The 21704-nt window shown below is 68.9% G+C and carries 21 protein-coding genes and 1 tRNA gene; 16 read left to right on the top strand and 6 right to left on the bottom strand.

The annotated features are described in order from the left end of the window. The first annotated feature begins 82 nt into the window (after positions 1 to 82). Genes purC through purQ form a run of 3 tightly spaced genes read left to right on the top strand, consistent with a single transcriptional unit; the run spans position 83 to position 1764 of the window. Complete coding sequence (gene purC / locus B2515_RS15230) at positions 83 to 862, top strand: phosphoribosylaminoimidazolesuccinocarboxamide synthase (RefSeq protein ID WP_293877776.1); 780 nt, start codon at positions 83 to 85, stop codon at positions 860 to 862. 1 nt (position 863) lies between these two features. Beyond that, the gene (gene purS / locus B2515_RS15225; protein ID WP_293877774.1) at positions 864 to 1094 is read left to right on the top strand and encodes a phosphoribosylformylglycinamidine synthase subunit PurS; all 231 of its coding nucleotides are present in this window, start codon (positions 864 to 866) and stop codon (positions 1092 to 1094) included. 1 nt (position 1095) lies between these two features. Then, a complete protein-coding gene (purQ, locus tag B2515_RS15220) occupies positions 1096 to 1764 on the top strand; it encodes a phosphoribosylformylglycinamidine synthase subunit PurQ (protein ID WP_293877772.1) in 669 nt (222 codons plus the stop codon). A 239-nt stretch (positions 1765 to 2003) separates the two neighbouring features. Here the strand turns inward: purQ and B2515_RS15215 are convergent, their stop codons facing one another. After that, positions 2004 to 2747 (bottom strand): queuosine precursor transporter, encoded by a 744-nt coding sequence (locus B2515_RS15215; protein WP_293877771.1) that lies wholly within the window; start codon positions 2745 to 2747, stop codon positions 2004 to 2006. Positions 2748 to 2804: 57 nt separating this feature from the next. Here B2515_RS15215 and B2515_RS15210 point away from each other — a divergent pair. The 5 genes from B2515_RS15210 (at position 2805) to B2515_RS15190 (ending at position 7781) form a co-directional block, all read left to right on the top strand. Beyond that, positions 2805 to 2881: transfer RNA gene (locus B2515_RS15210), tRNA-Arg, on the top strand. 467 nt (positions 2882 to 3348) lie between these two features. Next, entirely contained in the window at positions 3349 to 4710 is a 1362-nt protein-coding gene (locus B2515_RS15205; protein WP_293877770.1) for a methyl-accepting chemotaxis protein, read from the top strand. A gap of 19 nt (positions 4711 to 4729) precedes the next feature. Then, positions 4730 to 6094, top strand: a complete 1365-nt coding sequence (locus B2515_RS15200) for a methyl-accepting chemotaxis protein (RefSeq protein ID WP_293877768.1) — start codon at positions 4730 to 4732, stop codon at positions 6092 to 6094. A gap of 57 nt (positions 6095 to 6151) precedes the next feature. Then, a complete protein-coding gene (locus B2515_RS15195) occupies positions 6152 to 6847 on the top strand; it encodes an SDR family NAD(P)-dependent oxidoreductase (protein ID WP_293877766.1) in 696 nt (231 codons plus the stop codon). Then, positions 6837 to 7781, top strand: coding sequence for a 50S ribosomal protein L11 methyltransferase (locus B2515_RS15190; protein ID WP_293877764.1), 945 nt, complete (start codon positions 6837 to 6839; stop codon positions 7779 to 7781). The genes B2515_RS15195 and B2515_RS15190 overlap by 11 nt, the downstream gene beginning before the upstream one ends. Positions 7782 to 7790: 9 nt before the next feature. Here B2515_RS15190 and phhA read toward each other — a convergent pair whose 3' ends face one another. Next, positions 7791 to 8663 (bottom strand): phenylalanine 4-monooxygenase, encoded by an 873-nt coding sequence (phhA, locus tag B2515_RS15185; protein WP_293877762.1) that lies wholly within the window; start codon positions 8661 to 8663, stop codon positions 7791 to 7793. A 26-nt stretch (positions 8664 to 8689) separates the two neighbouring features. Between phhA and B2515_RS15180 the strand changes: the two genes are divergently transcribed. Then, on the top strand, positions 8690 to 9379 hold the full coding sequence (locus B2515_RS15180; RefSeq protein WP_293877761.1) for a TIGR02117 family protein: 690 nt from the start codon (positions 8690 to 8692) through the stop codon (positions 9377 to 9379). Continuing rightward, positions 9370 to 10158 (top strand): alpha/beta fold hydrolase, encoded by a 789-nt coding sequence (locus tag B2515_RS15175; protein WP_293877760.1) that lies wholly within the window; start codon positions 9370 to 9372, stop codon positions 10156 to 10158. The genes B2515_RS15180 and B2515_RS15175 overlap by 10 nt, the downstream gene beginning before the upstream one ends. Positions 10159 to 10407: 249 nt before the next feature. On the opposite strand, the gene B2515_RS15170 is transcribed toward B2515_RS15175, so the two are convergent. Then, positions 10408 to 10686 (bottom strand): hypothetical protein, encoded by a 279-nt coding sequence (locus tag B2515_RS15170; RefSeq protein ID WP_293877759.1) that lies wholly within the window; start codon positions 10684 to 10686, stop codon positions 10408 to 10410. Beyond that, positions 10686 to 11660: a glycerophosphodiester phosphodiesterase gene (locus tag B2515_RS15165; protein WP_293877758.1), complete on the bottom strand. Its 975-nt coding sequence runs from the start codon at positions 11658 to 11660 to the stop codon at positions 10686 to 10688. Before B2515_RS15165 ends, B2515_RS15170 begins: the two co-directional genes overlap by 1 nt. 141 nt (positions 11661 to 11801) lie before the next feature. On the opposite strand from B2515_RS15165, the gene B2515_RS15160 reads away from it, so the two are divergent. The 6 genes from B2515_RS15160 to B2515_RS15135 all read left to right on the top strand — a co-directional run bounded on the left by B2515_RS15160 (position 11802) and on the right by B2515_RS15135 (position 19464). After that, positions 11802 to 12341, top strand: a complete 540-nt coding sequence (locus B2515_RS15160; RefSeq protein WP_293877757.1) for a 2Fe-2S iron-sulfur cluster-binding protein — start codon at positions 11802 to 11804, stop codon at positions 12339 to 12341. Then, positions 12338 to 13318: an FAD binding domain-containing protein gene (locus B2515_RS15155; protein ID WP_293877756.1), complete on the top strand. Its 981-nt coding sequence runs from the start codon at positions 12338 to 12340 to the stop codon at positions 13316 to 13318. Before B2515_RS15160 ends, B2515_RS15155 begins: the two co-directional genes overlap by 4 nt. 2 nt (positions 13319 to 13320) lie before the next feature. Further along, positions 13321 to 15555 carry a xanthine dehydrogenase family protein molybdopterin-binding subunit gene (locus B2515_RS15150; RefSeq protein WP_293877755.1) on the top strand — a complete coding sequence of 745 codons (2235 nt, stop codon included), beginning with the start codon at positions 13321 to 13323 and terminating at the stop codon, positions 15553 to 15555. A gap of 132 nt (positions 15556 to 15687) precedes the next feature. Then, positions 15688 to 17880 carry a xanthine dehydrogenase family protein molybdopterin-binding subunit gene (locus B2515_RS15145; protein WP_293877754.1) on the top strand — a complete coding sequence of 731 codons (2193 nt, stop codon included), beginning with the start codon at positions 15688 to 15690 and terminating at the stop codon, positions 17878 to 17880. 42 nt (positions 17881 to 17922) lie between these two features. Further along, positions 17923 to 18846, top strand: a complete 924-nt coding sequence (locus tag B2515_RS15140; protein ID WP_293877753.1) for an XdhC family protein — start codon at positions 17923 to 17925, stop codon at positions 18844 to 18846. Positions 18847 to 18849: 3 nt separating this feature from the next. After that, positions 18850 to 19464, top strand: a complete 615-nt coding sequence (locus B2515_RS15135) for a nucleotidyltransferase family protein (protein WP_293877751.1) — start codon at positions 18850 to 18852, stop codon at positions 19462 to 19464. 201 nt (positions 19465 to 19665) lie between these two features. Here B2515_RS15135 and B2515_RS15130 read toward each other — a convergent pair whose 3' ends face one another. Together B2515_RS15130 and B2515_RS15125 are read right to left on the bottom strand one after the other, a co-directional pair. After that, entirely contained in the window at positions 19666 to 20871 is a 1206-nt protein-coding gene (locus tag B2515_RS15130) for an ABC transporter permease (protein ID WP_293877749.1), read from the bottom strand. Continuing rightward, positions 20871 to 21695: an ABC transporter ATP-binding protein gene (locus B2515_RS15125; RefSeq protein WP_293877747.1), complete on the bottom strand. Its 825-nt coding sequence runs from the start codon at positions 21693 to 21695 to the stop codon at positions 20871 to 20873. The genes B2515_RS15130 and B2515_RS15125 overlap by 1 nt, the downstream gene beginning before the upstream one ends. Positions 21696 to 21704 lie beyond the last annotated feature (9 nt).

Genomic DNA, 21704 nt, shown 5'->3' with positions numbered 1-21704 from the left:
TCCCTTATAGGCCCGCCCATTCCGGCCCCGGCTCGCGGATCACCCGCGCCGCCGGGGCTGCTCTTTTCCAGGGGACATGCGCATGGCTCGGCGCCGCCAGATCTACGAAGGCAAGGCCAAGATCCTGTACGAGGGTCCCGAACCCGGCACGCTGATCCAGTATTTCAAGGACGACGCCACCGCCTTCAACGCCCAGAAAAAGGGCACGATCAACGGCAAGGGCGTGCTCAACAACCGGATTTCCGAGCATATCTTCACGATGCTCGACGCCATCGGCGTGCCGACGCACTTCATCCGCCGCCTCAACATGCGCGAACAGCTGATCCGTCAGGTCGAGATCGTGCCGATCGAGGTCGTCGTGCGCAACATCGCCGCCGGTTCGCTGTCGAAGCGGCTCGGGATCGAGGAGGGCACCAAGCTGCCCCGCACGATCATCGAATATTATTACAAGGACGACGCGCTCGGTGATCCGATGATTACCGACGAACATATCGCCGCCTTCGGCTGGGCGAGCCAGGAGGAGATGCACGACATCGCCGACCTCGCGATCCGCGTGAACGATTTCCTGTCGGGCCTGTTCGCCGGCGTCGGCATCAAGCTCGTCGACTTCAAGCTCGAATTCGGCCGCATCTGGGACAATGACTACGGCCGCATCATCCTCGCGGACGAGATCAGCCCCGACGGCTGCCGCCTGTGGGACATGGACACCAACGAGAAGATGGACAAGGACCGTTTCCGCCGCGATCTCGGCGGCGAGGCGGAGGCCTATCAGGAGGTCGCGCGCCGTCTCGGCCTGATGCCGGAGGGCGAGGACAGCGCCGTGCTCGACCTCGACAGCCATCGCAAGCGCCGGGGTAAGTAAGATGAAGCTGCGTATCTTCGTGACGTTGAAGCCCGGCGTGCTCGACCCGCAGGGCCGCGCCATCCATCACGCACTCGGCAGCCTCGGCTTCGCGGGCGTCGACGACGTCCGCGCCGGCAAGGTGTTCGAGCTGGAGGTCGCCGACGCCACCACCGACGAGGCGATCGACGGCATGTGCCGCCAGCTGCTCGCCAACACGGTGATCGAAAACTATCGCGTGGAGCGGATCTGAGATGAAAACCGCGGTCATCGTCTTTCCGGGTTCCAATTGCGACCGCGACCTCGCCGTCGCGCTGGAGGCGGTGACCGGCGTCGCGCCGGCAATGGTCTGGCACGGCGACACCGCGCTACCCGACGGCATCGGCCTCGTCGCCGTCCCCGGCGGCTTCTCCTACGGCGATTACCTGCGCTCGGGCGCGATCGCCGCGCGCTCGCCGATCATGCAGGCGGTCGTGGAGCAGGCCGGCCGCGGCCTGCCCGTGCTCGGGGTCTGCAACGGTTTCCAGGTGCTGACCGAGGCCGGGCTGCTGCCCGGCGCGCTGATGCGCAACGCCGGGCTGAACTTCGTCTGCCGCGACGTCGCGCTCCGGATCGACAATGCGCAATCGACCTTCACCAGCCGCTACGATGCCGGCGAGACGATCCGCGTCCCCGTCGCGCACCACGACGGCAATTACTTCGCCGATGCCGACACGCTCGACCGGCTCGAGGGCGACGGCCGCGTCGCCTTCCGCTATGGCGAACCGGTCAACGGCTCCGCCCGCGACATCGCCGGTATCCTCAACGCGACCGGCAACGTGCTCGGCATGATGCCCCACCCCGAACGCAAGATCGAAACCGCGCATGGCGGCACCGACGGCCGCCGCCTGTTCGAAGGCGTGCTGGAGACGATCGGAGCGTAACACCCCTCCCTGCCCCGGCGGGACACGGAAGCCATCGCGCAGCATGGGATGGGTGCGGGGTATAGCCAACCCGCTGCACGCGCTCGTCAAACCGCCCCCGCTGTCCTACACGCCAGCGGCGATGCTAGCCGCTGCACGAATGCACGGCTCTGTTCATCGTCGACCGTCATCGCACGTACGGAAACGGTGGAAGGTTTCGGTTTCCGCTCAGGTGTCCATGTCGGGCGGGTCGACCGCGCTCACACCCGCGTCGCGAACGGCGTGAAATCGGTGCCGTGGTCGAACACGTCGACCCCTTCGGCCCGCTTCAGCGCGCCGACAACGACATAGGTCACCGGCGTCAGCAGCACCTCCCACGTCACCTTCAGCGCCCATTGCGTCAGCATCACGGTGACGACCAGCCGCGGCGTGAAGCCTTCCGCGCCGAGGAACGCGAGCGGATAGAAGATCAGGCTGTCGACGCCCTCGCCCAGCACGGTCGACCCGATCGTCCGCATCCACAAATGCCGCCCCGCGGTGCGCACCTTCATCCGCGCCATGACATAGGAATTGACGAACTCGCCAGCCCAGAAGGCGCAGACGCTCGCCAGCACGATCCGCGGCACTTGGCCGAAGATCGTCGCATAGGCCGCCTGATTGCCCCAGCTCGGCGCCGGCGGCAGCGCGACGACGACCCAGCTCATGAACGCCATGAACACCACCGCTGCGGTCCCCGCCCAGATCACCCGGCGGGCGCGGGCATAGCCATAGACCTCGGTCAGCACGTCGCCGATCACATAGCTGATCGGAAAGAACAGGATGCCCGCGCCGAACGGCCACGGCCCGATACCCGGCAGCACGATCTGCGCGACCTTGCCCGCCCCGATCACGTTCGACAGCAGCAGGATCGCGACGAACGCCGCCATCACGAAATCGTAATAGCGGAACGCCCCGCCCCCGATCGCGCCGGCATCCACCGCGCGCCCGTTCCCCATTTTGCTCATGACGGGACTATATGGCGGTTCCAGTCCGGCGCAAACCGCGCTAACCGGTCCCCCCGCGCGCCCGTAGTTCAACTGGATAGAGCACGAGCCTTCTAAGCTTGGAGTTGCAGGTTCGAATCCTGCCGGGCGCGCCAATCCTCTGTGCAGTTGCATCGGCGCGTCACCGGAGGCGCACAAAGCGTCACCCTGTACTCGTAAACGCCGGCGGACCTTGCAACGGCCTGTTCGCCGTCTTCTGGAATTGACAAAACGAACCACGGTCTGAGCGGACCCTGATACTGCCCCGACCGGGCTCCGCCACTCGATGACCATTCGGGCGGGGCCCGGCTTTCGTATCCGCCGCATCGCGCCATCGCCGCCGTCCCGCGGCCGACCGGCCGCCATGGCGCGCGCCGCGCTCCGCGCCACAGCGCCCCGTGCGCGATTCGCCGCCGCAACCCCCTGTAACCTCACGGCATCCTTGCATCCGGCCGGTTTGCCCGTCCCGCCGCGACTCAATCGGTTGCAGGCGCCGGCTCTAACTTCGCGTTAACCAGCGAGGCGTACCAACAGGCACGAGCCCATGCCCGTTGGCCATGCCTGTCGATCGCCGGAGACGCACTTGCCCGATATCGTTCTGCCCCCGCCGACCAGCATCGCGGCCACCGTCGACCTGAAAAGTCGCATCACGGCGTTCGACGGTGGCGAAAACACGCTGCTCGGGCGCGCCGCCGAATTGTGGGCGATCATCGAGCCCGCCGCGCCGGAAATCGTCGAGGCCTATTGGTCGCACTGGCGCGTCTCCAATCCCGGCGCGGCCGAATGGACGCCGCTGGAAACCGAGCGCCGGATCGCCGCGGGCGTCGCCTATCTGCGCAACCGCTGCTGCCACCTCGACGGCCGCGCCTGGGTCGAATCGCTCGAACGGTCTGTCGCCGCGGCCTATGCCGCCGGCGTGTCGACGATGGAGGTACTGGCGATGTCCTGCGCCAGCGACCGCGCCGCGCTGAAGGCGCTGATGGGGCGGGTGCCGGCCGACGATCCGCGCCAGGCCGGGCTGGTCGACGCGCTGATGCGCCTGTTCGGCATGGAAACCGAGCTGACCGTCGAACTGTTCGCCGGTTTCGCCGATTACAACGCCCGGATCGCCCGCGAACGGCTGTCCGCCGAATTCCGCGAGGGCATCGCCACCGCGGTCGAAACCGCCACCGACGAAGGCCATACGCTGCGCGAACAGGCGGAGCGCAGCTCCGGCTCGGCGCGCGGCATGCTGGGTAAGGCGAGCGAGGTCGCCGCCGCCGCCGAACAATCCGCCGTCGCAATGCGCGAGGCGGCGCAGACCGCCGCCGGCCTGATCCGCGCGATCGAGGATGCGCGCACCGAGGTCGAGGCCGCGGCCGAAATCGCCAGCCGCGCCTCCGTACAGGCGACCAACGCCGTCGGCATGTCCGAGGCGCTGAGCGACCACGCCAAGTCGATCGAGTCGATTCTGGGCCTGATCCGCGACATCGCCGGGCAGACCAATCTGCTCGCGCTCAACGCGACGATCGAGGCCGCCCGCGCGGGCGATGCCGGTCGCGGCTTCGCGGTCGTGGCGCAGGAGGTGAAGAGCCTCGCCAACCAGACCGCGCGCGCCACCGACGATATCGCCGCCAAGATCGCCTCGATCCAGTCGGCGACGCGCTCGACGGTCGAGACCAACGCCAGCATCAAGGCGACGGTGACCGAGGTGCAGGAGAGCGCCGACCGCATCCGCTATGCGATGGAGGCGCAGGCGCAGACGGTAACCGCGATCACCGCCGCCGTCGACGAAACCGCGCTCGCCGCCGATTCGATGTCGAGCACGATCGCCGCGATCCGCGAGGATACCGAGACGGTCGCCGCCGAGATCGACAATGTCGGCCGCGGGTTCGACCGGCTCGACGGGCGCTTGAACACCCTCAAGACCAGCGCCGGCGAGTTCGTCGCCAAGGTCGCGGCGTGAGGACGGGAAGGACGAACGCATGGCCAAAGCATTGCCGTTGGGGGCGGTGACGCCGGCAAGACGCACGATCGTCGAACATCTCGGCGAATATGACCGCGACGGGCTGATCGCCGATGCCTGCCGCGACATCTGCACGCTGCTCGACGCGGATGATTATCACCGGATCGCCAGCCGCTTCTGGCAGCATTATCTCTCGTTGCCCGCCACCCGGGGCATCCGCCACATCTTCACCGCCGATCGGCTGGAGCGGCGCGTGCAGGACAGTGCGCATTACGCCTTCCTCAAATACAATGCCCCGTTCGACGAGGCATGGGTCGACGTCGCGATCCGCCACGCCGAGCAGGCGGCGCAATCGGGCGTGCCGCTGCAATGTCTGCAGGCGGCGTTGGCGCAGTCGCACAGCTTCACCATGGCGACGCTCGAACCGCATTGCGCGGGCGACACGCAGCGCCTGCTGCGCCTGTTCGACGGCGTGCAGCGCACCGCCCTGGTCGAATCGGATCTGATGACCGGCCATCTCGCGACCATGCAGGCGGAGGCGGCGCGCGAGGAGCGCCAGACCCGGTCGGCGGCGTTCCGCGAGAGCATCGCGACCTCGATCGAGGGTGCGGCGACGCTCGGCGCGCGCATCCGCGTGCAGGCGAACGCCGCCTCCGCCTCGACCCGCGACGTGCTCGGCAAGGCGAGCCAGGTCGCCGCCGCCGCCGAACAATCCGCGTTGGCGATGCGCGAGGCGGCGCAGACCGCGGCCGGCCTGATCCGCGCGATCGAGGATGCGCGCAGCGAGGTCGATTCGGCCGCCACCATTGCGACCCGCGCCAGCGAACATGCGCAGGACGCGGTGCGGGCGAGCGAATTGCTGAGCGATCACGCCCATTCGATCGAATCGATCCTCGGCCTGATCCGCGCCATCGCCGGACAAACCAACTTGCTCGCCCTCAACGCAACGATCGAAGCCGCCCGTGCGGGCGATGCCGGTCGCGGTTTCGCGGTGGTCGCGCAGGAGGTGAAAAGCCTCGCCAACCAGACCGCGCGCGCCACCGACGACATCGCCGCCAAGATCGCCGCGATCCAGCATGCGACCCGCACCACCGTCGCGACCAACGCCAGCATCAAGGCGACCGTGGCCGAGGTGCAGGGGTCGGCCGACCGCATCCGCTTCGCAATGGAGGCGCAGGCGCACACCGTCACCGCGATCACCGCCGCCGTCGACGAAACCGCGCTGGCGGCGGATTCCATGTCGCAGACGATCGACGCGATCCGCGCGGACACGCAGGCGGTGGCGGGGGAGATCGACAGCCTCGGCGCCGGCTTCGGCGAGGTCGGCGACCGTCTGGGCCAGCTCCGCGCCTCGGCCGACAGCTTCTCCGCCAGCGTCGGCTGACCCCCGGCGCGACGGATGGGGGTTGCGCGCCGTCCCTACCCGCTTAATGCCGCGGCCATGTCCATTCTCCTCACCGGATCGAGCCGCGGCATCGGCGCGGCCATCTTCGACACGCTCACCGCGGCGGGCGCTTCGGTCATCGGCCACGGTACGCAGAGCGGTATCGCCGCCGACTTCGCCGATCCCGCCGCGCCCCGCGCCCTGTGGGACGCCGCGCTGGACCGCGCCGGCGGCACGATCGACGTGCTCGTCAACAACGCCGGCGTCTTCGAAGCCAATCCGCTCGACCGGCCGCACGACGACTGGGTCGCCGACTGGGAGCGGACGCTGCGGATCGACCTGACCGCCTCCGCCGAACTCTGCCGCCTCGCGGTACGCCACTGGCAGGCACGCGGCACCGGCGGCCGCATCGTCAACATCGCCAGCCGCGCCGCCTATCGCGGCGACAGCCCCGCGCACTGGCATTATGCCGCCGCCAAGGCAGGCATGGTCGCGATGACCAAGACGATCGCCCGCGGCTATGCCGGCGAAGGCATCCTCGCCTTCGCGATCTGCCCCGGCTTCACCATGACCGGCATGGCCGACGACTATCTCGCCAGCCGCGGCGGCGACAAACTGCTTGCCGACATCCCGCTCGGCAAGGTCGCCGACCCCGAAGAAGTCGCCGCGGTCGCGCGCTTCTGCGCGCTGGACGCGCCGGCATCGATGACCGGCGCGGTGCTCGACGTCAACGGAGCCAGCTATGTCCGCTGACTCGTGGAAGGTCACCCTGCCCTGCACCCGTGCCGAGGCGGAAGCGATCGACAGCGCGTCCGACCTCGCGATCGACGCCGTGCTGATGACCACCGAGGAGGTCGAGGACGACGTCGAACGCTGGCGGCTCGACGCCTATATGGAGTATGAGCCCGATGGCGCGCTGCTCGCGCAGCTGCACGCGCTGGTGCCGAGCGCGTCGGCAACCGATCCGCTGGTCGTGCGCCTTGCGGACGAGGACTGGATCACGATGAGCCAGTTGGGGCTCGAGCCGATCCGCGAGGGCCGCTTCGTCGTCCACACGGGTGCGCATGCCGTCGACGTGCCCGCGGGCGGCCGCTCCTTCCTGATCGAGGCGGGGCAGGCCTTCGGCACCGGCCATCACGGCACGACCAGCGGCTGCCTCGCGATGCTCGACGCGCTGGAGGCGGCGGGCAAGCGTTTCGCCAGCGTCATCGACGTCGGCACCGGCACCGGCCTGCTCGCCTTCGCCGCGGTCGACCTGTGGCCCGACGCAAGGGTGATCGCCACCGACATCGACCCGGTCGCGGTCGACGTGACGCGCGAGAATGCGGTGCTGAACGCCGTGGCGGGGGTCGAACTGTTCGTCGCCGACGGCGCGCGCCATCCCGATATCGACGCACAGGCGCCCTTCGACCTCGTCATCGCCAACATCCTCGCCGGCCCGCTGGTGTCGATGGCGCCCGAACTCGCCGCGATCGCCGATGGCGGCGCGACGATCGTCCTCGCCGGCCTGCTCGAAACGCAGCGCAAGACGGTGGTCGCGGCCTATGCCGCCTGCGGCTGCACGCTCGACGCGATCGACCGCCGTGGCGACTGGACCGTCCTGCGCCTCACCGCCGGCGCGACGCGCTACGTCCCTACCGCCCCTTTCGATCCCAAGGGCCGCGACGGCTGGGCCCTGGACCTGTGACCTGATCCGTCAGCCTAGCGCCTTGCGACGTGCATAGGCCTGCGTGCCCTGCGTCAGCACCGCGTCGCCCGCGACGATCGCCGCGACCGGAATGTCCTCCTGCGCCTTCAGCTGTTCGTACAGCGGCGCGAAGTCCGTCTCCACCGTCACCCGCAGCAGTTCGTCGAAGCTCGGGATGACGAAGTAATTCTGCTGGAAATCGTCGATCCGGTACTCTGTCCGCATCACCCGCGCGATATCGAAGCCGATCCGGTTCGGGCTCGGATCGTCCAGCGCGAAACGGCTTTCGGCAAAGCTCGACACGATGCCCGAGCCATAGATGCGCAGGTCGTCGCCCTCGCGGATCAGCCCGAACTCCACCGTATACCAGTAGAGCCGCCCGAGATATTTCAGCGCATCCAGCCCCAGCGCCCGCTGCCCGCCGCGGCCATAGGCCTCGAGGTAATCGGCGAACACCGGATCGGCGAGCATCGGCACATGGCCGAACACGTCGTGGAAGACGTCGGGTTCCTGCAGATAGTCGAGCTGGTCGGGCCGCCGGATGAAATTGCCCGCGACGAAGCGCCGGTTGGCCATATGGTCGAAGAAGACGTCGTCCGGCACCAGTCCCGGCACCGCTACCACCTGCCATCCGGTCAGCTTCATCAGCCGTTCGGACAATTCGGCGAAATCGGGAATGCCGGGCTTGGACAGCTTGAGCACATCGAGCCCGCGCAGATAGGCCTCCGAGGCGCGACCGGGAAGCAGTTGGGATTGGCGCGCGAACAGGGTATCCCAGGTCGCGTGATCCTCCGCGCTGTAATGCTGCCAGTCCTGGTCGATCGTCCAGTCGGGCGTGGCACCGGCGGGGAGCGTATCAAGAGCGTGCGATTCATCTGCCATGGTCATGGCCTAGCATAAGGTTTCGAATGATACCAAGTGACGCCCCTGCCGTACGCCAACTGCGCCGCCCGCTCCGCTGGCTCGGCCTGTGTGCGCTGGTGCTGGCGGTGCTGATCGGCGGTTATGGCGTCGCGGGCCTCGTCGGCGGCGCGCTGCCGGCGAATGCGGGATGGCGGCCACCGACGCAGGGCGTGCGCATCTACGTCGAATCGAACGGCATCCACGTCGGCATCGTCGTGCCGAAGGTCGCGGGCGGGGTCGATTGGCGCGGGCTGGCGCCGGGAGCGGACCTCGCCGATCCGCGTTACGCCGCCTATGACCATCTGGCGATCGGCTGGGGCGAACGCGCCTTCTTCCTGGATACGGCGACCTGGGCCGACCTCAAGCTGCGCACATTGCTTGCCGCCGCGGGCGGCAGCGACGCGACGCTGCTGCATGTCGAGCATGTCCCGGCGCCGCACCCGGACGGCGCCGTGCGCAGCGTGCTGCTGCGCCCCGAGGAATATCGCCGCCTCGCCGCCTATATCCGCGCCAGCCTGTCGCCGTCGCGCGAAAGCCACCGCGGCTATGGCGCCAACGACGCTTTCTACGCGGCACGCGGCCATTATGACGCGATCCGCACCTGCAACGCCTGGGCGGGCGACGCCCTTCGTCACGCCGGCGTGCGCATCGGCCGATGGACGCCGTTTCCGGTGACGGTGCTGGCATGGTTCTAGACCGCCTCGCCGCCGGCCTCGCCCGCTGGCAGGATCGTGCGCCGCCGCATGCGCGGATCGGCACCGGCTTCCTTGCGCCGCCACCGCCGCCCAAGACGCTGGCGGCGAGCGAGGTGCCGCGCGTCGCCTGGATGCTCGCGACGCGCTGGCGCCACGCCGCGGCGCTGGCGGCGGTGCCGCGGGGGCGTGGCGGCGCGGTGATGATCCTGCCCGGCCTGTTCGACGCCGACGGATCGAGCCTCGTGCTGCGCCGCTTCCTCGAACGCGCCGGCTATCGCGCCGAAGGCTGGGGCCTCGGCCGCAACCTCGGCGTCAAGAGCGTCGGCGCGGACGCGGAACGGCTGATCGCCCGGGTCGCGGCGCTGCATGCGGAGGCGGGGCCGGTGACATTGGTTGGGATCAGTCTCGGCGGCATCCTCGCGCGGCTGGTCGCGCATCGCCGTCCGGAACTGGTCGCGCGCGTCGTGACGGTCAGCTCGCCTTATGCCGGCAGCGGCCGCGCCACCAATGTCTGGCGCGCGTTCGAATGGGCGACCGGCGAGCGCGTCGACGACCCGGCGGTGATCGCCCGCAGCGAGGCGATCGCCGCACCGCTCCCCGTGCCCTGCACCGCGATCTGGAGCGCGCGCGACGGCTTCGTCAACGGCTTCATCTGCCACGATCCCACCGCCGAGGCGGTGGAGGTCAGCAGCGGCCATCTCGGCGTCCACATCCACCCAGAAGTGCTGATCGCCGTCGCGGCGGCACTCGCCGGCGATACCGTCGTGCAGGACCGCTAGAACGGATTTCCGTTCGATCGGGCGGAGAATGTCCACCCACCATCCGTCATCCCCGCGCAGGCGAGCATCCAGACTGGCGAACCTCGTCCGTCATCACTGCCGTTAGCGTCAATGCCCCCCGCCGTCACGGAGATCACAATCGGTGGGTCATGCTCGCGCAGACGCGAACGCGCAGCGGGGACGTCCCCAACCGGTCGCAGAGTGACACCGACATGCCCGGAAGAATGCCCCGCCCCCTCCGGCCCGCGTTCAATACCCGGCGCGATACCCCGAATATTCGCACGCACGGCGGTCTTCGGGGTGCTTGCGGCATTGCTTCGCCGCTTCCTTGCGCTCGCGCCCTTCCTTCGCTTCCTGCTTGCGCATCTTGCGGCCGTAGTTGCGGTCCGCCTCCTCCTGGCTGGTCGTCGTCCAGTCGACCGCCTTGCCGGCGACCTGGAACGGCGCCTTCACGATCGAGGCGGCGGTGTTGATGCAGCCGCCGGTGGCGAGCAGCAGGGGCAGACAGACGAGGGGGGCGATACGCATTACCGATGATCCTTGGCCGCACGGCGGGCTTCGACGCCGGTTAGCGGGTAATCGGTGAAGAATCCGTCGATACCAAGGCGTAGCGCCGCACCGATCTCCCCGGCGACATCGCCATGCGCATCCGGCGCATCCCCGCGGCGAAACCGCGCCGGCAGGAACGCATTCTCCGCGCGATACGTCCAGGGATGCACCCGCAGCCCCGCGGCATGCGCGTCCGCGATCAGCGACGTGGGCACCGCGCCCGCCCACAATTGCGCCTTGTCCGGCCCCAGCCCCCAGGCATAGCGTGCCACCTGCCGTAGCCCGTCGGGCGTCAGCATGTCCGCATAGGACGGCGCCGCGCCATCCGCCGGCGCCCCCTGCCCCGCCACCAGCTGGATCAGCCGCACCTTGGTGAGCGCGTGGATACGCCGCAGATTGGCGACCTCGAACGACTGGATGAACACCGGCGCATCGGCGCTGTCCCACCCTGCCGCCTTCAGCGCGGCGACCAGGGCCACGTCCGTCGGATGGCCGATCCGCGCGAAATAGGTCGGATGCTTCGTCTCGGGATAGATGCCGACGTGCCGTCGCTGCGCCAGCGCGATGATCTCCGCCAGCGTCGGGATCGCGAACCGGCCGTCATAGGCGGTGTTGCCGGGCCGCAGCGCGGGCAGTCGCTCCCGCGCGCGCAGCGTCTTCAGTTCGGCGAGCGTGAAATCCTCGACGAACCAGTCGGTCAGCTCCTGCCCGTCGATCGTCTTCGTCGTGCGCCGGTCGGCGAACTCGGGATGTGCGGCGACGTCGGTCGTGCCGCCGATCGCATTCTCGTGCCGCGCGACCAGCACGTCGTCCCTGGTTGGCACCAGATCGGGCTCGATGACATCCGCCCCCTGATCGATCGCCAGTTCATAGGCGGCGAGCGTATGTTCGGGGCGCGATCCGCTCGCCCCGCGGTGGGCGATGACGATCGGCGGGGACAGCGGCTTGTTCATGCTGCGATCCTGCCCGGGCGCGGGCGCCGAGGCCAGCGCTGCGGCAGTGAGAGCGATTCGCAAAGCGGAAACCATCATGACCGGGCGCGTTAGGGCATCAATCCTACACGGGCGAGACACCCGAATTTCGCGAGGCGGCGCATGCACTTCACCATCAACGGCACATCCTATGACGCGGATCCCGATATCCGCACCTCGCTGCTCGACCTGTGTCGCGAACACCTCGGCCTGACCGGCAGCAAGAAGGGTTGCGACCATGGGCAGTGCGGCGCCTGCACGATGCTGGTCAACGGCCGCCGCATCAACAGCTGCCTCAGCCTCGCGGTGATGCATCAGGACGACGAGATCACCACGATCGAGGGGCTCGGCACGCCCGATGACCTGCACGCGCTGCAATCCGCGTTCGTCCGCCACGACGGCTATCAGTGCGGCTATTGTACGCCCGGCCAGATCTGCTCCGCGGTCGGCATGCTCGACGAGGTGCGCAAGGGCTGGGCCAGCCACGTCACCGGCGATCTCGACGCACCGCGCTTCGACAACGAGGAGATTTCGGAGCGGATGAGCGGCAACCTGTGCCGCTGCGCCGCCTATCCCAATATCGTCGATGCGATCCGTGAGGTCGCCGAGGCCGAGGGCGTCGTCGACGTCGCGCTTCGTCACAAGGCGGAGGCTGGCGCATGAAGACCTTTACCTACACCCGCGCGGACACCACCGACACGGCAGTACGCGACGCGCACGTCTCCGGCGCCCGCTATATCGCCGGCGGCACCAATCTGCTCGACCTGATGAAGTTGCAGGTCGAGACGCCCGAGAAGCTGGTCGACATCAGCCGGCTGCCGCTCGGCGAGATCGAGGAGCGCGAGGATGGCGGACTGACGATCGGCGCGCTGGTCCCCAATTCCGACCTCGCCGCCGACCCGCGCGTGATCGCGAAATACGAGGTGCTGAGCCGTGCCCTGCTCGCCGGCGCGTCCGGCCAGCTGCGCAACAAGGCATCGACCGGCGGCAACCTGCTCCAGCGCACCCGCTGCTATTATTTCTACGACACCGCGATGGCGTGCAACAAGCGCGAGCCCGGCACCGGCTGTTCCGCGGTCGGCGGCTTCAACCGCGTGCTGGCGGTGCTCGGCACCTCCGACCAGTGTATCGCCACCCACCCGAGCGACATGGCGGTGGCGATGCGCGCGCTTGATGCGACGATCATCACGCAGACGTCGGACGGCGACAGGCGCCGCATCTCGATCCACGATTTCTACCGCCTGCCCGGCGACACCCCGAATATCGAGACCGTGCTGCAGTCGGGCGAGCTCATCACCCATGTCGAACTGCCCGCGCCGCCGAAGGGCCGGCAGGTCTATCGCAAGGTCCGCGACCGCGCCTCCTATGCCTTCGCGCTGGTCTCGGTCGCCGGCGTCGTCAGCGTCGAGGAAGGCCGGATCGCGAGCGCCGCGCTCGCCTTCGGCGGCCTCGGGCCGATGCCGTGGCGCAACCCGGCGGTCGAGGCCGCGCTGGTCGGGCAGGCCCCGTCCGACGCGGTGTTCGGCGCCGCCGCCGACGCGCTGCTGGCCGACGCGAAGGGCTATGGCTCGAACGATTTCAAGATCCCGCTCGCGCGGCGGGTCCTGATCGCCACGCTGCGCGATCTGACGGGAGAATAAGCATGTTCGGTTTCGGCAGCGGCGACACCAATTCGCTCACCATGAACAAGGCGCATCCCGACAGCCTGCTCGATACGGCGGCGCAGGACATCGTCGGCAAGCCGATCGACCGTATCGACGGCCCGAAGAAGGTGTCGGGCACGGCGACCTACGCCGCGGAATATGCGCTCGACGACCTCGCCTACGGTTATCTCGTCCGCGCCACCGTCGGCGCCGGCAAGATCATGTCACTCGACGCGGAGCGGGCGAAGGCGATGCCCGGCGTCATCGACGTCGTCACCGATTACGCCAGCTTCATCCGCAACCCGCAGCAGGGCGGCGAGACCGCCGCGCCGACGCAAGGGGTGGAGAACGTCGCCTATCACGGTGAGATCATCGCGATCGTCATCGCCGAAAGCTACGAGGCCGCCCGCGACGCCGCGACGCAGATGACGGTGGAATATGCCCCTGCCGAGGGCCGCTACAGCTTCCTCGCGCATCGCGAGGAGGCGGAAAAGCCCGCCGCGCAGCAGATCCCGCCGCACCACAGCCAGGGCAACGTCGACAAGGCGATGGCGAACGCCGCACACCGGATCGACGTCACCTACACCACGCCCAGCCAGAATTCGGCGGCGATGGAGCCGCACGCCAGCCTTGCGGTGTGGGAAGACGGCGCGCTGACCTTGTACGGCGCCTATCAGATGCCCTCGTCGGACAAGCTGCAGCTTGCCAAGGCGCTCGGCGTGGCGGCGGACAAGGTCCGCATCGTCGCCGCCTATGTCGGCGGCGGCTTCGGGTCGAAGCTCGGCATCGCCCCTGAAAGCGTCGCCGCGGCGATCGCGGCCAAGCGTCTCGGCCGCCCGGTCAAGGCGGTGATGGCGCGCCAGCAGGTGTTCGACGCCACCGTCCGCCGCTCGAACACCGAACAGCGGCTGCGGCTCGGCGCCGATGCCGAGGGCAAACTGTCCGCGATCGGGCACGAGACGCTGGTGTCGAACCTGCCGGGCGAGGATTATTTCGAACCCGCCGGCGTCGCCACGCACTTCCTCTACGCGGGCGAGAACCGGCTCATCACCCACGACATCGTCCGGCTCGACTGGACGCTGGCGGGATCGATGCGCGCGCCCGGCGAAGCGGTCGGCCTGATCGCACTGGAAGGCGCGATGGACGAACTCGCGGAAGCGACGGGGATCGATCCGATCGAGCTGCGCCGCCGCAACGAACCTGAGCAGGACCCCGAAAAGCAGGTGCCCTATTCGTCGCGCCTGCTGATCCCCTGCCTCGAAAAGGGCGCCGAATCGTTCGGCTGGTCGCGGCGCAAGCCGGCGGGCACCGACCGGCGCGGCGACTGGCTGTACGGCATCGGCGTCGCCTCCGCGACGCGGTCGAACATGCTCATCAAGTCCGCCGCCAGGGTGTCGATCGATGGCCAGGGCAAGGCGATCGTCGAAACCGACATGACCGATATCGGCACCGGCACCTACACGATCCTCGGGCAGATCACCGCCGAACTTCTCGGCCTGCCGATCGAGGACGTAACGGTCCACCTCGGCGACACCGATGCGCCGCCGGGCGCGGGTTCGGGCGGATCGTGGGGCGCCGCCTCGTCGGGCACCTCGGTCTATCTCGCCTGCGAATTGCTCCGCGACAAGATCGCCAAGGCGATGAAGGTCGACGCAACCGGCCTGACGCTCAAGGACGGCCGCGCCATCGCCGACAACCGCAGCGTGCCGCTCGCCGAACTGGTCGGCGACGGGCTGGAGGCGACCGGCGAGGTCAGCCCGGGCAGTCAGGAAAAGACCTTCAACCAGGCGAGCTACGGCGCGCATTTCGCGGAGGTCGCGGTGCATGTCGTCACCGGCGAGGTGCGGGTGAAGCGGATGCTCGGCGTGTTCACCGCGGGCCGCATCCTCAACGAAAAGACCGCGCGCTCGCAATGCCTCGGCGGCATGACCTTCGGCATCGGCTGCGCGCTGACCGAGGAACTGGTCCACGACCCCCGCAACGGCAAGATCGTCAACCGCGATCTGGGTGAGTATCACGTGCCGGTGAATGCCGACGTGCCGCAGCTCGAGGTCGAATTCCTCCACGAACGCGACATCCAGGCCAATCCGCTCCACGCCAAGGGGCTAGGCGAGCTCGGCATATGCGGCGCGGCGGCGGCGATCGGCAATGCGGTCTACAACGCCACCGGCGTCCGCGTCCGCCACTATCCGATCACCCTCGACAAGCTGCTGGACGGACTGCCGACGGTCTGACCTTCGCGGTCGCCCCGGTGCCGATCCGGGGTGACCGCAATGTTTTCGTCCACTCACCCGCGCCACACCTTTGCCGCGCGCTTCCATCATCTTACATCGGCTCCATCCCGCTTCGGGCAAGGATCGACGCGCATGACCGACAGCATCATGGACCGGGCGCACCGCTCCGACGCCCTCACGCGCGCACGGCAGGCCCTGCTCGGTCAGCCAGTTCCGCGCATCGAGGGTCCCGCCAAGGTCACCGGCACCGCGCGTTACGCCTATGAGGGCGCGCCGGCGGATATCGCTTACGCCGCGATCGTCGGCGCGCCGATCGGCAGCGGCCGCGTCATCCGCATCGACACCACCGCCGCGGCGGCCCTGCCCGGCGTCATCGCGATCATCCACGACGATCCCCGCATCGTGACCGGCGGCAGCAACTCGCAGGCCGCGGCGCACAGCGATACCGACACGATCTTCCACTACGGCCAGCCGGTCGCGATCGTCGTCGCCGAGGATCAGGCGATCGCGCGCGACGCGGCGACGCGGGTCGTCGTCCATGCCGAGCCGGGCCGCGACCGCTTCGACGCCGCCGCGCAGCCGGTGCAGACCGACCACGACCTCGGCTTCCTACCCTCGATCGACATCGGCGACCTCGACGCCGCACTCGCCGGCGCCGAGGTGACGCTCGACGCGCGCTACACCACCCCCGTCCACTTCCCCGCCGCGCTCGAACCGCATGCCAGCACCGTCTCGTGGGATGCGGGCAGGCTGACCGTCCGCACCAGCAACCAGGTGATCGGCGCCGCCAGCGCGACGATCGCCACAGCGCTCGGGATCGACAAGGGCGACGTCCGCGTGCTCGCGCCCTTCGTCGGCGGCGGCTTCGGCGGCAAGACCGGCGTCGGGCCGGAGGTGATCTTCGCCGCGATCGCCGCCGAACGGATCGGCCGGCCGGTCAAGATCGCGCTGCCCCGCGCGCAGACCGCCTATCTCGTCCACCACCGGTCGGCGACGACGCAGCGCGTCCGCATCGGCGCCAGCCGCGACGGGCGCATCACCGCCTTCGCGCATGAGGGCGTCGCCGCGCAGAACGACGATGCGCGTTTCCTCGAACCGATCCCGTTCGGCTCGCTGCCGCTCTATGCCGGCGCGAACCGCCGCTTCCGAACCGACCTGATCCGGCTCGACCTGCCCGCGACCGGCGCGGTGCGTGCGCCGGGCGAAGCGATCGGCACCTTCGCGGTCGAATGTGCGATGGACGAACTCGCCGGACGGCTCGGCATCGATCCGATCGCACTGCGCCGCATCAACGAACCCGCGGTCGATCCGGTCAACGGCAAGCCCTTTTCCACCCGCCGCCTACTCGACTGTTATGACGAGGGCGCACGCCGCTTCGGCTGGGATCGGCGACGCAAACGGCGCGAGGGCGAATGGTTGATCGGCCACGGCATGGCCGCGGCGCTGCGTGGCAATTTCACCGTCAAGGCTTCGGCGCGGGTGCGGCTCGGCACCGACGGCCGCGCGACGGTCGAATGCGACATGACCGACATCGGCACCGGCACCTATACCATCCTTGCACAGACCGCGGGCGAAATGCTCGGCCTGCCGGTCGCATCCGTCGACGTCCGCATCGGCGACAGCGACCTGCCCGCCAGCGCCGGCTCCGGCGGCTCGTTCGGCGCGGGCAGCGCGTGTTCGGCAACGGTGCTGGCGTGCGAGGACATCATCACCGAACTTGCCCGGCGGATGAATGCCGCACCCGAGGATCTGTCGCTCCACGACGGCTGCGTCACCGCCGGCGGCCGCAGCGTCGCGCTCGCCGACCTGATCCGCGGCGATCCGATCGTCGCCACCGGCACGACCGGCCCCGGCGCGGAAACGAAGCGCACCAGCCAGGCGAGCCACGGCGCGCATTTCGTCGAGGTCGCGGTCAATGCGGTCACCGGCGAGGTCCGCGTCCACCGCATGCTCGGCGTGTTCGACATCGGCCGGGTGCTGAATGCGAAGACCGCCGCCAGTCAGCTGATCGGCGGCATGGTCTGGGGCCTGTCCTACGCGCTCGGCGAGGCGGCGGTGGTCGACACCCGCAGCGGCCATTTCGCCAATCCCGACTTCGGCGAATATCATGTCGCGGTCCATGCCGACGTGCCGAGGATCGAGGTGCATTTCATCGAGGAGATCGACGATTCCGCCAATCCGGTCGGTGCGAAGGGCGTGGGCGAGCTCGGCATCTCCGGCGCCGGCGCGGCGGTTGCCAACGCGATCTGCGACGCATGCGGCATACGGGTGCGCGACTTCCCGGTGACGCTGGACAAACTGCTGGCAGATTTGCCGAACCTGTAGGTTCCGCCCCGACACGGGGAGGAACGCGAGAGAAGAAGAACCATGGCCGAAAACGATTCCGTCCTCACCGCCGCCCGCAACTGGAGGGACGAGCCGCTCGCCATCGCGACGGTCGTCTCGACCTGGGGCAGCGCGCCCCGGCCGAGGGGCAGCCATATGCTCGTCCACGCCGACGGTCGCTTCGAAGGCTCCGTCTCGGGCGGTTGCGTCGAGAGCGACATCCTGCAGACCGCTGCCGACGTCATCGCCGGCGCGCCTTTTCAGGTGAAGCATTACGGCGTCGCCGACGCTGCGGCATGGGAGGTCGGCCTGCCCTGCGGCGGCGAGATCGCGGTGATGGTGCAGCCCGTCTCCGCCGCGGGCTTCGATCCCGAACTGTTCGACCGCATCGCCGAGGCGCGCGACCATGGCGCGGCGCTCACCGTCACCACCGATCTCGCCACCGGGCACAGCGACCTCCGGCCGGCCGAAACCGGCGAGGTGTTCGTCAACCGCTACGACCCGCCCCGCCGGTTGCTGATCGTCGGCGCGGTGCAGATCGCGCAGGCGCTCGCCGCATTGGCGACCACGCTCGGCATCGACACGACGGTCATCGATCCGCGCGCGCGCTTTCTTACCGACGAACGCTTCCCCGGCGTCACCCTCGATGATCGCTGGCCGGACGAGGCGATCGCCGCGCTGAAGCCCGGCCCCGCCACGGCGGTCGTCACGCTCAGCCACGACATCAAGATCGACGATCCCGCGCTGATCGCCGCGCTGGCGACCAACGCACCGTATGTCGGCGCGCTCGGCAGCCGCCGCAGCCATGCCGCACGCCGCGAACGCCTCGCCGCCGCCGGCCTGTCCGCGGAACAGATCGACCGGATCGATGCCCCCGTCGGCATCGACATCGGCGCGATCGGCCCGTCGGAGATCGCGCTGTCGATCGCCGCCGCCATGGTCGGGGCCTTCCATGATCGCGGCTAGGGCATGATCGCGGCTGGGGATTGCGTCCTGATCCTGCTCGCCGCGGGCCGCTCGCGGCGGATGGGCGACGTCGGCAGCAAGCTGGACGAACCCTTCCTCGGCCGCCCGCTCGGCCTCCACGTCGCGGTCGCGCTGGAGGACATGCCGTTCATGGAACGCGTCGCCGTCGTCGGCCAGGCGAACTGCGACTATGCCGCACATGGCTACACGCTCGTCCACAACGACGATCCCCAGCTCGGCATGGGCCGGTCGGTGGCGCTCGGCGTCGACTGCGCGCGCGCGCGCGGGGCGAAGGCGGTGGTCGTCGCGCTCGCCGACATGCCGCGCGTCACCGCGACGCATATCTACACGCTGCTCGACGCCGCCGAGGGCGAGGATGCGGTGGTCGCCTCCAGCGACGGCCGTTCCCCCAAGCCCCCCGCCGTCTTCGGCCGCGCCCGCTTCGACGCGCTGCTGCAGCTGGAGGGCGATGCCGGCGCCCGCGACATGGTGCGCGCGGGCAAGCACGTCGTGACGAACCCGGCGGAGCTGATCGACGTCGACACGCCCGAGGAACTTGAAAGGCTGCGCCAACTGGTCAACGCGCCCGAGGCCTATACCCGGCGCCGGCAGATCTGACGCCGCCGCCGCGCGGCGTTGGACGGCCCCGCCGTTATCCGTTGGGGACAAAAGCAAACATCTCCCCGTCTGTCCTAAACCGTCCGGGCCAGTCAATCCCCCGGGCCTAAACGCCGCTCTTTCGCATCGACGCCAGATACGAAACGATCAGAAGGCGATCGTTTCCATCAAGGTGTTCATGTTGTCCATGTTGCCGCCGCGTCACTCGTGCCGCAGCGCGTCGATCGGATTGAGCGCCGCCGCCCGCCGCGCCGGGAAATAGCCGAACACCACGCCGATCACCGCCGATATCGCAAAGGCGATCAGGTTGATCTGCGGATCGAACGTCCAGGGCACCTGCATCAGCGGCACCAGCGCGAGGATGACGCCCTGCGCGATGATGAGCCCGATCACCCCGCCCAGGCACGACAGCGCCACCGCCTCGACGAGGAACTGCAACAGCACCTCGCGCGCGACCGCGCCGATCGCCAGGCGGATGCCGATCTCGCGCGTCCGCTCGGTCACAGACACCAGCATGATGTTCATGATGCCGATGCCGCCGACGACGAGGCTGATCGCCGCCACGGCCGCGACGATGCGGGTCAGCAGCGTCGTCGTGCCGGTCAACGTGTCGGAGATCTGCTTGGTGTCGAAGATATTGAAATCGTCGTCGCGTGCGCCGGTCAGGTGCCGGCGCTCGCGCAGCAGGTCGGTGATCGACGCCTGCACGTTGCTGGTCTGATAGTCGGTATCGACGCCGACCAGCATCAGCCGCACGTCGCGGTTGCCGGTGAAGCGGCGCTGCACGGTCTTGATCGGCATGACGACGACATCGTCCTGATCGCCGAAGCCGCCCTGCCCGCGCGTGCTCAGCGCGCCGATCACGTCGCAGCTGATATTGCCCAGCCGAATACGCGCGCCGATCGGGTCACCGCCGCGGAACAGGTTCTGGCGCACGGTATTGCCGATCAGGCACACCGCCTTGCCCGCTTCCTGCTCCGCCGGGGTCCAGTAACGCCCCGCCGTCAGCGGCCACGGCTGCACCGTCAGGAACGCGCTGGTCGTGCCGTTGATCGAGGTCGACCAGTTGGCGCCCTCGTAGATCGCGGTGGCCGACGCGCTCGCCTGCGGCGCGACCGCGGTGACGCCCGCGACCTGCTGTGCGATCGCCTCGACGTCCTCGGGCTTGAAATTGGGCGGCTGCGGCCCGCCGCCGCCGCGACCGAAGCCCTGCCCGGGACGGATCTGCAGGATGTTGCTGCCGAGCGCGCTGATCTGCTGCTGCACCGCCGCCGTCGTCGCCTTGCCCAGCGTCACCATCGTGACGACCGCACCGACGCCGATGACGATGCCGAGGATGGTCAGGAACGACCGCAACAGATGCCGCCGGATCGACCGCAACGCGAGGATGAGCGTGGTGCCGAGCATCAGGAAAGCCCCTCCTCTTTAGAGGAGGGGTTGGGGGTGATGGATATCTTACCGAGACCAACACCGGACTCTCCCACCCCAACCCCTCCCCTGAAGGGGAGGGGTTCGTCTGCGGTCGGCATCACGCCCGGCCGATGCTGCGCCTCGATCCGCTCGACCAGCCCGTCCTTGAAATGGATCACGGTCCGCGCGAACGCCGCCATGTCGGGCTCGTGCGTCACCATCAGCACGGTGATGTTGCTGTTCTGGTTGAGGTCGGTCAGCAATTCCATGATCTCGATCGACCGCTCGCTGTCGAGGTTGCCGGTCGGCTCGTCCGCCAGCAGCACGTCGGGCTGCGTCACGATCGCCCGCGCGATCGCGACGCGTTGTTGCTGCCCGCCCGACAGCTCAGCCGGGGTGTGATCCCACCATTTGTCGAGCCCGACCTTGGCGAGCGCGGCCATGCCCAGCTCGCGCCGCGCCTTCTTGTCCTCGCCGCGATAGAGCAGCGGCAGTTCGACATTTTCCAGTGCGCTCGTCCGGCTGAGCAGGTTGAACCCCTGGAAGACAAAACCGAGATACCGCCGCCGCAGCAACGCCCGCTGGTCGCGATCCAGCGCCTCGACATGATGGCCGCGGAACAGGAAGGTGCCCCCCGACGGCACGTCGAGGCAGCCGAGGATGTTCATCGTCGTCGACTTGCCCGACCCTGACGGCCCCATCACCGCGACGAAATCTCCCGCCTCGATGTCGAGGTCGACGCCCTTCAGCGCCTGGAACTGCGTTGCGCCCATGCCGTACACCTTGGTGACGTTGCGCATCGTGATGAGCGGGTCAGCCATGGGCGTTCG

Source organism: Sphingomonas sp. UBA978 (assembly GCF_002292295.1).
GTDB lineage: Bacteria > Pseudomonadota > Alphaproteobacteria > Sphingomonadales > Sphingomonadaceae > Sphingomonas.
The sequence above is the reverse complement of the archived record's forward strand: the minus strand, read 5'-3'. Positions and strand labels throughout refer to the sequence as shown.

Excerpts from the sequence above, each read along its gene's own strand:
- B2515_RS15135 (WP_293877751.1), top strand. The coding sequence starts at position 18,850 with ATGATCGCGGCTGGGGATTGCGTCCTGATCCTGCTCGCCGCGGGCCGC.
- B2515_RS15195 (WP_293877766.1), top strand. The coding sequence starts at position 6,152 with ATGTCCATTCTCCTCACCGGATCGAGCCGCGGCATCGGCGCGGCCATC.
- B2515_RS15165 (WP_293877758.1), bottom strand. The coding sequence starts at position 11,660 with ATGAACAAGCCGCTGTCCCCGCCGATCGTCATCGCCCACCGCGGGGCG.
- B2515_RS15200 (WP_293877768.1), top strand. The coding sequence starts at position 4,730 with ATGGCCAAAGCATTGCCGTTGGGGGCGGTGACGCCGGCAAGACGCACG.
- B2515_RS15170 (WP_293877759.1), bottom strand. The coding sequence starts at position 10,686 with ATGCGTATCGCCCCCCTCGTCTGTCTGCCCCTGCTGCTCGCCACCGGC.
- purC (WP_293877776.1), top strand. The coding sequence starts at position 83 with ATGGCTCGGCGCCGCCAGATCTACGAAGGCAAGGCCAAGATCCTGTAC.
- purS (WP_293877774.1), top strand. The coding sequence starts at position 864 with ATGAAGCTGCGTATCTTCGTGACGTTGAAGCCCGGCGTGCTCGACCCG.
- B2515_RS15215 (WP_293877771.1), bottom strand. The coding sequence starts at position 2,747 with ATGAGCAAAATGGGGAACGGGCGCGCGGTGGATGCCGGCGCGATCGGG.
- B2515_RS15190 (WP_293877764.1), top strand. The coding sequence starts at position 6,837 with ATGTCCGCTGACTCGTGGAAGGTCACCCTGCCCTGCACCCGTGCCGAG.
- B2515_RS15155 (WP_293877756.1), top strand. The coding sequence starts at position 12,338 with ATGAAGACCTTTACCTACACCCGCGCGGACACCACCGACACGGCAGTA.
- B2515_RS15150 (WP_293877755.1), top strand. The coding sequence starts at position 13,321 with ATGTTCGGTTTCGGCAGCGGCGACACCAATTCGCTCACCATGAACAAG.
- B2515_RS15140 (WP_293877753.1), top strand. The coding sequence starts at position 17,923 with ATGGCCGAAAACGATTCCGTCCTCACCGCCGCCCGCAACTGGAGGGAC.
- B2515_RS15175 (WP_293877760.1), top strand. The coding sequence starts at position 9,370 with ATGGTTCTAGACCGCCTCGCCGCCGGCCTCGCCCGCTGGCAGGATCGT.
- purQ (WP_293877772.1), top strand. The coding sequence starts at position 1,096 with ATGAAAACCGCGGTCATCGTCTTTCCGGGTTCCAATTGCGACCGCGAC.
- B2515_RS15125 (WP_293877747.1), bottom strand. The coding sequence starts at position 21,695 with ATGGCTGACCCGCTCATCACGATGCGCAACGTCACCAAGGTGTACGGC.
- B2515_RS15130 (WP_293877749.1), bottom strand. The coding sequence starts at position 20,871 with ATGCTCGGCACCACGCTCATCCTCGCGTTGCGGTCGATCCGGCGGCAT.
- B2515_RS15160 (WP_293877757.1), top strand. The coding sequence starts at position 11,802 with ATGCACTTCACCATCAACGGCACATCCTATGACGCGGATCCCGATATC.
- phhA (WP_293877762.1), bottom strand. The coding sequence starts at position 8,663 with ATGGCAGATGAATCGCACGCTCTTGATACGCTCCCCGCCGGTGCCACG.
- B2515_RS15145 (WP_293877754.1), top strand. The coding sequence starts at position 15,688 with ATGACCGACAGCATCATGGACCGGGCGCACCGCTCCGACGCCCTCACG.
- B2515_RS15180 (WP_293877761.1), top strand. The coding sequence starts at position 8,690 with ATGATACCAAGTGACGCCCCTGCCGTACGCCAACTGCGCCGCCCGCTC.